The sequence below is a fragment of the Streptomyces coeruleorubidus genome, assembly GCF_028885415.1.
GTDB classification, from domain to species: Bacteria; Actinomycetota; Actinomycetes; order Streptomycetales; family Streptomycetaceae; genus Streptomyces; species Streptomyces coeruleorubidus_A.
In genome coordinates this window covers 373,307-385,698 of the sequence record NZ_CP118527.1, presented here as the reverse complement: position 1 = coordinate 385,698, position 12,392 = coordinate 373,307, and the positions used below count along the sequence as shown (strand labels likewise).

The window sequence follows — 12,392 nt, the reverse complement described above, 5'->3', positions numbered from 1 at the left end:
TCGGAAGCGTGCCGGAGGGCATGCGACGGTCGAGGGCGAAGCGCTTCGCGGAGCGGGGGTGGGCTCTGCAGCTGCGGCCGGGGGTGTTCACCGCGCTCGCGGTGCCGGCCGGCTAAACGCACCGGGGCTGCGTCCGGCCAGACGGCTGCTCATCAGCATGGTCATTGATCACAGCCCCATGGACTCGTGCAAGGCGAGCAGCGTGTCGTAGTCACGCACCAGGCGACGCGAGGGCAACAGCCAGCTAAGCGTTCTCTCCACCACCCAACTGCGGCAGCACCACGAACCCCGTCGTGTCGACGGCGCGCCGGACGATGTCCAGGGGGAGCCCGAGCTTCTCTCGGCCCAGTGGCGACGCGGCTGTCCTTGGATGCGAAGTGGGTCTAGAAGGCGCCGTTGGTCAGGACCGCGTCATTCATGAGCTCGCGACTCCGGAGCCGTCGATGCCGTCCCGCTCGAGCCGGCGACCGGCCGTCGCAATGATCCGCTGCCTTGTCTCCGGCTTGTGTTCTTTCGCGTACCGCACAGCCGGTCGCCGCGAACCCCGGTCGCGGAGGGCGAGGCGAGACCGTCCGCGCTGGTCAGAACGGCCTTGTAGGTGCTCTACCCGGACGGCTCGAAGCAGGCGTTCAAGACCTGGCTGAGCGAGTGCTGACGTGAGGTGCCGCCCAGGGCGGCCTTTCGGCGCCCTGGGCGGCGGGTTCGCGTGTCGTGTGGCGGGCGGCGGTTCGCCGTCCGGGTCAGCGCAGCGAGAACGTCGACAATCTCTGGCCCTCGCTCAGCACGAGGTACACGTCCTGGCGCCCCTTCGCGGCGGCGGACAGAGAGGCGTTCACCGTCTCGTACGTGTACACCGACCCCGTTCCGGACGCCTTCGCCGTGCCGATGAGCACGCCGGTCGGCGAGCCGAGCCGTATCTCGACGTTGCCGGCCGCTCCGGCCACCCGCGCACTGAACTTCACCGCGCCGGAGCCCAGTTGGGCATCGGCGAACTCGAGCCAGGCCCCGTCGGCCGAAGCCCCCACCGCGGTTCCGCGGACCTTGGACTCGTCGACCAGCCGCACACCCTCGTAGTCGTCGAAGTTCTCGGCCCGGGTCGGCCGTGAGAGATCCCGGGCCGGGATCGTCTCGCCGCGCACCCTCAGGGATGTACGGGAGCGGATGTCCTCGGAGGACGCGCCCACGAGGACGTCGTACGTGCCGCTCTCGACCACCCACTTGGAACGGGTGACGTCCCAGTGTGCGAGGTCCTTCGTCATGAGCCTCAGCTTGACGGTCTTCGTCTGGCCCGGCTTGAGCGAGACCCGCTGGAACGCCTCCAGCTGTTTCAACGGCTGTTTGTCGCGTGAGACGCGCTGGTGGGTGTAGAGCTGCACGACCTCGTCCCCGGCACGCTTGCCGGTATTCGTGACGGCGACCTCGTATCCGCCGTCGAAGCGCTTCAACTGCCCGTAACGGAAGGAGGAGTACGAGAGTCCGTAGCCGAACTCGTAGAGCGGGTCGCCCTTGAAGTACTGGTACGTGCGGTCGTGCTTGATGTTGTCGTACTCCAGGATGGAGGGGAGGTCGGCCTCAGACTCGTACCAGGTCTGGGTGAGCCGTCCGGCCGGGTTCACGTCGCCGAAGAGGACATCGGCGAGGGCGTTGCCGGTCTCCTGGCCCGCGTGGGTGGTCCACAGGAGGGCGGGGACCTCCTTCTGGAGGGCGCCGAGGGTGGTCGGGTAGCTGTTCTCCACGACCACGACCGTCTTCGGGTTGGCCGCGCGCACCGCCTTGACCAGGGCTTCCTGGGACGGGGCCAGGCTCATGTCCTCACGGTCGTCGTTCTCGCGGCCGTTGATCGCCGGCATGGATCCGACCACCACGACCGCCGCGTCCTTGCCCTTCACCGCCGCCACGGCCTCCTCGGCGCCGCTGCGGACGACGTCCTTGGTGTAGCGCGCGGCCTCGGCCTTGGTGACCAGGCCGAGGGTGCCGTCGTCGCCGGTCGGGCCGAGGTAGACCGGGTTCGACCACCAGGGCTCCCGGGTCTCGTAGCCCGCGTACCGCAGCAGGTACGTGCCGTCGGCCTGCTCCTCCAGAGCGAACTGCTGCTGCACGAACCAACCGTTCGGCTGGACCTGGTCGTTGACGAAGTTCGACCAGTTGTAGCCGACGTACTTGCCGTTCGCGGCCGACCGCAGGGTCACGATGCCGGCGCCCCAGTCGAACACGTCGAACTGGGCCTCGGCCCCACTGGACGCGCTCTCCTTCAGCGCCTCGCCGTCGGCGTCCGTCCCCGCCGTCACGTACGTCCCGCTCTCCGCGTTCTTCAGCGTGATCCGGTCCACCCCTTCACTGCTCGCGACCGACGTGCCGAGTTTCGCGGCGATGCCCTCCTTGGGCGTCACGGCGTACGGCAGGGCGCCCGAGTACCAGTCGGTGTAGAGGGTGTCGGCAAGCGGGCCCACGACCGCCACGTCCTGGGACGCGGAGGCCTTCAGGGGCAGGGCGCCACCCGAGTTCTTCAGCAGCACCGCCGCATCGGCCGCCGCCTTCCGGGCCAGCTTCTGATGGGCCGGGCTGTTGATGACGGACTTGTCGATGGAGCCGTACTTCCCGCCGCCCGGGTCGAATTCACCGAGCCGGACGCGGATGCTCAGGATGTGCCCGGCCGCCGTGTCGACGTCCGACTCCTTCAACAGACCTGTGGACACGGCCGACTTGATCGCCGTCGTGGTCCGCACGGAGTTCGTGTCGTCCGTCGTGAAGCTGTCGATGCCCGCCTTCAGCGTGGCCGCGTTGCCCTCGGTCAGGGTGCCGTAGTACTTCTGACTGCCGGTGCCGGTCAGGTTGTTGGGCGCGTGGGCGTCGGTGACGTTCAGGAGGTCGTGGGAGGTCCAGGCGCGTAGGTCGTCCAGCGCCGGATTGACCGTCGCCGGGCGGCCGTTGACGAGGTTGTACGAGGACATCACGCCGGTTGCCGCGTCCGCCTCGATCGACGGCCTGAAGGCCGGCTCCTCGTACTCCTTCAGCACGCGTGGACGCAGGTCGGACGAGGTGGTGGTGCGGTCGACCTCGTTGTTGTTGCCGAGGAAGTGCTTGAGCGTGGGTGCCGTCTTGAGGTGGTCGGGGTCGCCGCCGGTGAGGCCGGTACCGTACGCGGTCGCCATCGAGCTCGTCAGGTACGGGTCCTCGGAGTAGCCCTCCTCGTTGCGGCCCCAGCGCGGGTCACGCAGCGGGTTGACCACCGGGGCCCACAGGTTGAGGCTCCAGCCGGCCGGGCGCTCCTGCTGGAAGCCGCGTGCTTCGTCGCCCACCGCCGCACCGACCTTTTTGATCAACGCCGGGTCCCAGGTCGACGCGAGGCCCACGGCCTGCGGGAACACGGTGGTCTCGCCGAGCCAGGCGACGCCGTGCAGGGCCTCTGTGCCGGTCTTGAACGACTGGATGCCGAGGCGGGGGATCGCGGGCTGGTACTGGTGGAGCAGAGAGATCTTCTCGTCGAGGGTGAGGCGGGCGAGGAGGTCGTCGACACGGCGGTCGACGGACAGCTTCGGGTTGCGGAAGGCGTACGCGGGGTCGTCCGCCGCGGCCGTTCCCGTGGCCGTGACGCCGAGTCCCGCGACCAGGGTCAGGCCCAGGGCCAGGGCGGGGACGCCCCGTCCCACGGTGGTTCTCCGTCTTCTCTTGCCTTTCATGGCACGGCTCCTTCAACTAGGGCCTTGCATTTGGAGCTTGGACAAGACTGCTTCCGTGGGGGAGTGGGGTGGGGGGTGGTTCAGGGGCGGGGCATGGTGCTGGCCCGCACGGTCAGCCGCGGTGACAGCAGAGTCGCCTCCGGTGCGGTACCGCCGCCGAGTTTCTTCATCAGCAGGTCCACCGCCCCAGCGCCCACCTCGGCGGCCGGTATGGCGATCGACGTGACGGGGACGCGGACGCGCTCGGCCAGTTCGTCCGGGCAGATCGCGGTGACCGACAGATCCCTCGGAACCCGTAGGCCGAGCCCCTCGAACGCGTCGATCAGTGGCTCCAGGACCGGCTCGTTGTGCACGACGACACCAGTCAACGCGGGCCGCTCCCGCAGGAGTTGCTCGGCGACCTGACGGGCCGCCGCAGGAGTCGACTCGCAGGGGTGGACCGAGGAGGACAGCCCGTTCCGGTCGGCCGCGGCGGTGAAGCCCTGGACCACGCGCTGGGCGAACCCCGTCTCCCGTACGTACACCTCGGGCGGTGACCCCACGAGTCCGATCACCCGGTGCCCGAGCCCGGCCAGATGCTCGACGCACAGCTCACCCGCCGCCCTGAAGTCCAGGTCGATGCAGGTCAGCCCCTCCGGCTCCTGGGGAACCCGATCAGCACCGAGGGCCGGTCCAGGGCGCGCAGCAACGGCAGCCGAGCATCGTGGAGTTGGAGGTCCATCACGATCAGCGCGTCGACCAGTGCCGTGTCCGCGACGCGCCGCAGCCCCGCCTCACCCTCCTCCTGCGTCAGCAGCAGCACGTCGTGGTCGTACTGGCGGGCGGAGGTCACCACCGACACCGCGAACTGCATCACCACCGGCACATGGATGCCGGCCCGCAAGGGGATCACCAGCGCCAGCACGTTCGACCTGCTGCTCGCCAGCGCCCGGGCCCCGGCGTGCGGACTGTAGCCGAGCTGGAGGATGGACGCCTCGATGCGCCGCCGGGTCTCCTCGGAGATCGGGCGTTTGCCGCTCAGGGCGTACGAGACCGTGCTGGGGGAGACCCCGGCGTGCCGCGCCACATCGGTGATCTTGACCATCAGCCGAGCTCCACCGTCAGGAATCCGGTGCCGGCCTTCGCCCGCACCTCACGTCCGCCCGAGGCCAGCCCCCAGGGCGCCGAGGGGGCGTTGCAGGAAGCCCGCAGCGTGTCCCCCTCGCGGACGACGGTGAAGGTCACGTCTCCCACAGGCACCGTCACCTGGGCGCCGCGGTCGAGCCCGTACGCGTGCAGGGTGACGCCGTCGGCGTACGCGTAGTCGGGCCGGTCGTCCACGGCCCCCACCGGGATCACCGCACCCGGCCTGACCAGCAGCGGAACGCTCAGGAAGCCGTGCCGCTCGTGCACCCAGCGCGGCCCGGTCACCGGCTGCCCGCTGAGGAAGTGGGTCCAGGTGCCCTCGGGGACGTAGTACGAGACGTCTCCCTCGTCGGAGAACACGGGCGCGACCAGCAGGTCGGGGCCGAGCATGTACTGCCGTTCCAGATGCGCGCACCCGGGGTCGTCCGGGAACTCCAGGACCATCGCGCGCATCATCGGCACACCCTCGGAGTGCGCGGCGCGGGCGGTCTCGTACAGGTACGGCATGAGGCGCAGCTTCAGGCGGGTGAAGAGGCGCAGGACGTCCACGGCCTCCTCGTCGAAGAGCCAGGGGACGCGGTAGGAGGAGCTGCCGTGCAGCCGGCTGTGCGAGGACAGCAGGCCGAAGGCGATCCACCGTTTGAAGAGGGCGGGCGTCGGCGTGCCCTCGAAGCCGCCGATGTCATGGCTCCAGAAGCCGAACCCGGACAGGCCGAGGGAGAGCCCGCCGCGCAGCGACTCGGCCATCGACTCATACGTCGCCTCGCAGTCGCCGCCCCAGTGCACGGGGAACTTCTGGCTGCCTGCGGTCGCCGAGCGGGCGAAGACGACGGCTTCGGACTCACCCCGGTGCTTGCTGAGCACGTCGAAGACCGTGCGGTTGTACAGGTACGAGTAGTAGTTGTGCATCCGCTCGGGGTCGCCGCCGTCCGCGTACGCGACGTCGACCGGGACCCGCTCCCCGAAGTCGGTCTTGAAGCAGTCGACGCCCTGCGCGAGCAGCGCCTCCAGCTTCGACGCGTACCACTGCCGGGCGGGCTCGCTCGTGAAGTCGACCAGTGCCATCCCCGGCTGCCACAGGTCCCACTGCCAGACACTCCCGTCCGGCCTCTTCAGCAGATGCCCGAGGGCCTTGCCCTCCGCGAAGAGCGGCGAGCGCTGCGCGATGTACGGGTTGATCCATACGGAGATGCGCAGGCCGCGCTCCTTGAGGCGGGCCAGCATCCCCTCCGGGTCGGGGAAGACCCGCGGATCCCATGCGAAGTCGCACCAGTTGAACTCGCGCATCCAGAAGCAGTCGAAGTGGAAGACGGAGAGCGGGAGTTCGCGTTCCTTCATGCCGTCGATGAAGGAGGTGACGGTGGTCTCGTCGTAGGAGGTGGTGAAGGACGTCGACAGCCACAGCCCGAACGACCAGGCGGGCGGCAGCGCCGGGCGGCCGGTGAGTGCCGTGTACTTGCGGAGGATGTCCTTCGGGGTCGGGCCGTAGATGACGTAGTACGTCAACTGCTGTGTCTCGGCGCTGAACTGAACCCGGGACACCGCCTCCGAGCCGACCTCGAACGACACCCGGCCCGGATGGTCGACGAATACGCCGTAGCCCGCGTCCGTCAGATAGAACGGCACGTTCTTGTACGCCTGTTCCGTGGCCGTGCCCCCGTCGGCGTTCCACATGTCGACGACCTGGCCGTTCTTGACCAGCGGCCCGAAGCGCTCGCCGAGCCCGAAGACCTGCGTGCCCACGCCGAGGTTCAACTGCTCGCGCAGATAGTTGCCGCCGGTGCCGGCGTCCCGCATGATGCCCATGCCCTTGGGCCGCTGGAGGTGAGGGTGCGGCCGTTCGCGAGGAAGTCGACGTGCCAGGGCCCTGTGCGGCTCACTTTTATGGACAGGGCGCCCGCGGTGAGGGTCGCGGATTCCTCGTCGTACCCGGTGTGGGCCGTGAACTCCTCCTTGCTGAGCTCGAATTGGGGCCCGTGCGGCTCCTCGCCCTCGAAGTGCGTGAACGTGACGCCGATGACGTCCGGCATCGGCGCGTGCGCGCTGATCGTCACGACCGGTCCCTTCAGCAGGTCGCCGCGGTGGCGGATGGGCTGGGTCGGCGCGTGGATCTCCAGGGTGCCGGAACCGTCGGACACATCGAGGACCTCGACCGGGTGGGCCGCGGTCACGCCCTCGCGCAGCAGCCAGTAGCCATCGGTGAACTTCACTCCCGTACCCCTTACTTGACGGCACCCACGGCGATCCCACGGGTGAGGGTCCGCTGGAAGACGAGGAAGAAGACGATGGCGGCAGCACGCCCAGCAGCGCGGCGGCGTTCGTCATCGTGGCGTCCATCAGGCGCTGGCCCTGGAGCACGCCGAGCGCCACTGACACGGTCTGGTTGTCGTTGGAGATCAGCATGACCAGGGGCAGCAGGAACTCGTTCCAGGTCCAGATGAAGAAGAAGACCAGCAGTACGCCGATGGTCGGGCGGCTGACGGGAACCACGATCCGCCACAGCACCTGCCACTTGTTCGCCCCGTCGATCCGCGCGGCCTCGATGATCTCGCGTGGGAACTGGCCGAGCACGGAGGAGAGGAGATACGTACCGAACGCGGCCTGGACCACGGTGAAGACGATGATCACGCTCAACCGGGTGTCGTACAGGCCGACTTCCTTGCTCAGGTAGTAGACCGGGTAGACCAGCGCCTCCTGCGGCAGCATGTTCGCCAGGACGAAGAAGGCGAGCACCCAGGTGCGGCCCTTGATGCGGCCGACGCCGATCGCGTACGCGTTGAGGACGGACAGGACTACGGCCAGGAGAGCCACACTGCCGCTGATCAGTACGGAGTTCACGAGCTTCTGCCCGAAGTCGACGCGCTCCCAGAAGTCCTTCAGGCCGTCCAGGTAGACGCCCTCGGGGAGGCTGAGCGGGCCGTTCGCCGAGTACTCGGCGGGCGACTTCACCGCGTTGATCGCGACGATCAGGAAGGGCAGGACCATGAACAGGGCGCCGATGAACAGGGCGACGAGGACGGGACAGCGGCCGACGACGGAGCGGACGGGCCGGCGTGATGTGGTGCGTACGGCTTGTACGGCTGTCATGTGCGGAGCCCTTCCTCGGCGTCCTCGGCGCGGGTCTGGAGCTTGAGGCCGATGAGCGCCAGCACGAGGATGACCACGGTCAGCACGGTCGAGATCGCAGCGCCGTAGCCGACCTGGGTCTTCTCGAAGAAGGTGGTGAAGGAGAAGTAGGAGGGGACGTTGGTCGCACCGCCGGGCCCACCCTTCGTGAGGACGTACACCGCGCCGAACACCTTGAGCGCGGCGATGGTGCACCAGAGGAGGACAACGTAGATCTCGGGCCGGATCTGGGGGAGGGTGACGTGCCAGAACCGTCGCCACCAGCCGGCGCCGTCCAGCTCGGCGGCCTCGTACAGTTGCGGGTCGACGCGTTGCAGCCCCGCCATGAAGACGACCAGCGGGAAGCCGATCTGCACCCACACCATCACGCCCATCACGCTGTAGAGCGCGATGTCGGGGTCGCCGAGCCAGTCCTGCTGGAGGCTGCCGAGCCCGATGGCCTTCAGGAGTTCGTTCAGGGAGCCGTTCTCCGGCGCGAGGATCCAGCTCCATACGATGCCCGCGACCGCGATCGGCAGGACCTGCGGGAGATAGAAGCAGGCGCGGAGCACGGCGACCGTCTTCGTCCCGAAGTGCTTGCCGACGAAGTCGAACAGGGCGGCCGCGAGAACCAGCCCCATCACCGTCGGTACCGCCGCCATCGCCACGACCATGAAGAGGCTGTGCCGGAAGGACGCCCAGAACTCCGAATCGCCCATCAGCTCCCGGTAGTTGGCGAGCCCGGCCCACTTCGGAGTGCCGACGCCCTGCCACTCGGTGAAACTCACGCCCGTGTTCATCAGGAACGGCACGATGATGATCGCGAAGAAGGCGAGGATCCCCGGGAGCAGGAACAGGGTGTACGAGTCCCGGGGGCGGCGCGGGCCCTTCGCGTGCTGATGCTTCTCGGTGACCCGGCCGCCCCGTGCTCCCCGTTCGACGGTGACTGTCACGTCTTCGGCGCGCCCTTGTCGTACGCCTCCTGCACCGCGTCCAGGTAGGCCTCCGGTTTCGCGCTCCCCGTGATCAGCTTCTGCGTCTCGGAGACGAGGACGTCGTAGAAGCCGGGAACGGGCCAGTCCGGGTAGAAGGCCAGGCCGTCCCTCTCGGAGAGCGTGTTGAAGTTGGCGATGAGCGCCTTGGCCTGCGGATCGGTGATGGCGGCGGGGTCGGCCGCCACCGGGACGCCGCCCTTGTTGCCGAGCAGGTTCTGGATCTTCTTCGACATGGTGATGTCGATGAAGTCGTACGCCAGCTCCTTGTTCTTGGCGCCCTTGGGGACGACCCAGAGGTTGCCGCCGGAACCGAGGGTCATGTCCGAGTCCGGCCAGAGGAAGGTGCCCCAGTCGAACTTGTTCTCCGCGGCGAACCGGCCGTACCACCAGCTGCCGGAGAACAGGATCGGGCTCTTGCCCTGGATGAAGGAGACCCCGGCGTCCTCCGCCTTCGTGCCGCTGGACTTCTTGCTGATGTAGCCCTTCTTCACCCAGTCCGCGAAGGTCTCGGCGCCGTAGGTCCAGGCGGCGTCGTGGAAGTCGGTCTTGCCCTTGTAGAGCTGGTACGAGTCGACCCACGCGCGGTCGGCCTTCGACAGCGCGAGCTGGTAGAGGTACTGCCCGGCCATGTACTCGGCGCCCGCGTTGGCGAGCGGGGTGATGCCCTCGTCGACGAACTTGTCCATGGCGGCGGTGAGTTCGTCGAACGTGGTGGGTTCCTGGATCCCGTACTTCTTGAAGAGATCCTTGTTGTAGAACACCATCGTGTACTCGGCGTAGTTGGGGATTCCGTACCACTTCCCGGAACCCATCACGCCGTTGGTGTCGTACTGGCTGGTCGTCCGCACCCCGGAGCTGAGCTTCTTGTCCCAGCCGCGCTTGGTGGCCTCGGCGGACAGATCGGTCAGGAGCCCCTGCTTGGAGAGGAGGCCCGCCGTCGCGTTGCCCTTGTTGTACTCCATGACGTCGGGTGCGTCGTCCGAGTTGAGGACCATCGGGGCGGTCTTCTGGATCTGTTCGAAGCCCTTCTCCTCGAACTCCACCTTGACCCCCGGATGGGTCTTCTCGAACTCCTTGATGGCCGCGTTCCAGGCCACGCCCATCGCGCTGTCCGGACCTTCGTAGTGCCACAGTTTCAGCGTCTTGCCGTCTGATCCACCACTGTCCGAGTCGCCGCAGGAGGCCATGAGCAGAGCGCCGCTCAGAACCGCCGCAGCGGTCGCCACCACACGCCTTCGTGCCGTCAACATCCAGTGCCTCCAGGGGAGTCGGATGGCTCACTGTCCCGGTGAGTCGTGCTCGTCACGCTCGTAGTGGGGGGGCGTCACGCAGAGTTCATCGAATCGTTTCGATGCGGGACGTCGAAGCGCTTCGACGGAGGAAGGTATGTGGGAGCTGGGGGCGCGTCAATGGGGCGCGTCGGAATTGGGACGGTGGGTCGGTGGGTCGGACGCGGTGTGGTGGTCGGGAGGATCGAAGCCGTCGCTGGTGTGGCGCGGGGTGAGGCGGTGGCGGGTGCGGTGGTCCGGGACCAGGCCCTCACTGCGTCCAGGTCCTCCTGCACCGGCTCGAACCGGCCGTAGGGTACGGACTTCCGCTGCCCCTCTCTGGGCGGTGTTCACGAGCGCCCCGGGGGCGCACAGCCGGCTCGGCCCGCAGCATGCCGACGTCGACCGCACCACACAAACGCAGAGCCCCCGTCGGGAAACCGACGAGGACTCATGAACGATCGAGGCTGATCTTCTTGGATTTTGGCTACTTGCGTTCGAAGGACCAGGTTGTGCTGTTATCGGCCGATCCGGTGTTCCATTTCACTTCGCCGGCCGAGGTTCCGTACATGTAGTGCCTGTCGGATTGTTCGTTGTTGAGCCGGAAGCCTCCGGCCGTTGATTCGAGCCTCCATAGCGAATCTGGGGTGACTTCGCCGGAGTTCCAGATGACGGCGTTGTTCGGTTCGGAGTCGGCGTAGAACCGCCCGGTTCTGGCGTTCCTGATCGTCCACGCGCCGGTGGAGTGCTGCGTGACGACCCAGTCCTGGTCGTCGTACGAGCTGGCGGCGGCGAGGGTGACCGCGCCGTTCGCGTCCGAGTCCAGGTACTTACCCGTCGCCACGTTTTTGATCTTGTAGGTGGCAGACGGTAGGCCCGGGCTGCCACCACCGCCACCAATGCCGCTCATGATGGCATCGATGATGCCCTGCTGGGTCACCGCATGGGAATGCCGGTTGAATAGCCCGAACCCGTACCGACCGGTTTCTCCGTTGTCCCAGTAGACCGGGGCCGCTCCGTACTTCTTGGCGGTGGACGCGACGGCGCGCATGTAGTCCGCACGATACCTGGGGTTCGATGAATCGAATGATGACTTGTCGATCGCGCCGTACTCACCGACGACTACCGGGTACCCCCGCACGACGAACTTGTCGTACATCTTCTTCAGCTGCGCGTCCAGATAGTCCTCCTGCCCCCAGGTCGACGTCTTTGACGAATTGGTCGCGGCTCGTCCCCATTGCGTGATGGTGCCGCTTTCCTCTCCGGTGAAGTCCCACGGGTCGTAGTAGTGAACGGAGATCATGATGCGCTGTTCATTACTGGGGATGGAGGGGGAGCGATACTGGTCGGTCGGCAGCACGAAGCCGTAGTTCCCCGCGGTGTACTCGATGTTCGTGTTCCAGCCGGGAACGAGCAGCCACCTTGAACCGTTGTTCCCGCCGGTCCTCCGGACGGTGTCCACGAAGATCTGGTTGTAGCTGTTGATGTTCGAGTAGCACGGCTGGGTGGGGCGGCCGAATTGACCGTCGAAGTTTTCGTTCATGGACTCCAGGATCAGGCGCTGGTCGTAGTTCTGGAACCTGGTCGCGATCTGCTGCCAGACCTTCTGGTACTTGGTCCTGATCGCCGTCTGGTTGGACGAGTCACAGATCAGCCAGGAGCCGTCGATGGTCTTGTAGCCGTCGCCGTGCATGTTGATCAGCACGTACAGGCCACGGTTGTAGGCGTAGTTGACGACTTCCTGGATCCTGTTCAGCCAGGCGGCGTTGATCGTATAGTCCGGGCCGGGGCCTATGTGTCGCAGATAGGAGACCGGGATTCGTATTGTTTTGAATCCTGCGGATTTCACCTTGTCGATGAGGGCCGGCGTGATGGTCGGCTGGCCCCATGCCGTTTCGCTGGGATATCCGTTGGAGTTGGCCTCCAGCTGGTTCCCCAGGTTCCAGCCGGCGCCCATGTCGGCGACGATCTGCGAGGCGTTCAGCTGTGTCGTGGTGTCGGCCGATGCCTGGTTCGTCAGGCCGGTGACAGATGCGGCGACCGCCAATACAACGGCAAGGAACGTGGCTCTGATCTTCCCTGCTGGTGAAACCATGGGTACTTCCTCTCTTCCGGTCTTGAGGGTGTCAAAACCAAGTAGATCTACCTGCCTGGGCGCGGTGGTGGTCATGGCATGGTCGTGCGCTCCCGCATGATCACGAGTGGGAAGCGCTCGCGCG

Annotated in this window: 4 protein-coding genes and 4 pseudogenes; all 8 read right to left on the bottom strand. The window is 67.1% G+C overall.

Features of this window, described 5'->3' with window-relative positions; genetic code table 11:
- Positions 1-386: 386 nt before the first annotated feature.
- A pseudogene (locus PV963_RS01905) lies at positions 387-526 on the bottom strand (TetR/AcrR family transcriptional regulator); the annotation flags it as partial.
- A 214-nt stretch (positions 527-740) separates the two neighbouring features.
- Positions 741-3,680 carry a glycoside hydrolase family 3 protein gene (locus PV963_RS01900; protein WP_274813851.1) on the bottom strand — a complete coding sequence of 980 codons (2,940 nt, stop codon included), beginning with the start codon at positions 3,678-3,680 and terminating at the stop codon, positions 741-743.
- Positions 3,681-3,760: 80 nt separating this feature from the next.
- Positions 3,761-4,764 (bottom strand): annotated as a pseudogene (locus PV963_RS01895) (LacI family DNA-binding transcriptional regulator).
- A pseudogene (gene yicI, locus PV963_RS01890) lies at positions 4,764-7,015 on the bottom strand (alpha-xylosidase). The pseudogenes PV963_RS01895 and yicI overlap by 1 nt, the downstream one beginning before the upstream one ends.
- 11 nt (positions 7,016-7,026) lie before the next feature.
- Positions 7,027-7,892: pseudogene (locus PV963_RS01885) on the bottom strand (carbohydrate ABC transporter permease).
- Positions 7,889-8,863 (bottom strand): carbohydrate ABC transporter permease, encoded by a 975-nt coding sequence (locus PV963_RS01880; protein ID WP_059417739.1) that lies wholly within the window; start codon positions 8,861-8,863, stop codon positions 7,889-7,891. The pseudogene PV963_RS01885 and the gene PV963_RS01880 overlap by 4 nt, the downstream one beginning before the upstream one ends.
- Positions 8,860-10,155: an ABC transporter substrate-binding protein gene (locus PV963_RS01875; protein WP_274813850.1), complete on the bottom strand. Its 1,296-nt coding sequence runs from the start codon at positions 10,153-10,155 to the stop codon at positions 8,860-8,862. The genes PV963_RS01880 and PV963_RS01875 overlap by 4 nt, the downstream gene beginning before the upstream one ends.
- 505 nt (positions 10,156-10,660) lie before the next feature.
- Positions 10,661-12,343 (bottom strand): cellulase family glycosylhydrolase, encoded by a 1,683-nt coding sequence (locus PV963_RS01870; protein WP_274813849.1) that lies wholly within the window; start codon positions 12,341-12,343, stop codon positions 10,661-10,663.
- Positions 12,344-12,392: the final 49 nt, after the last annotated feature.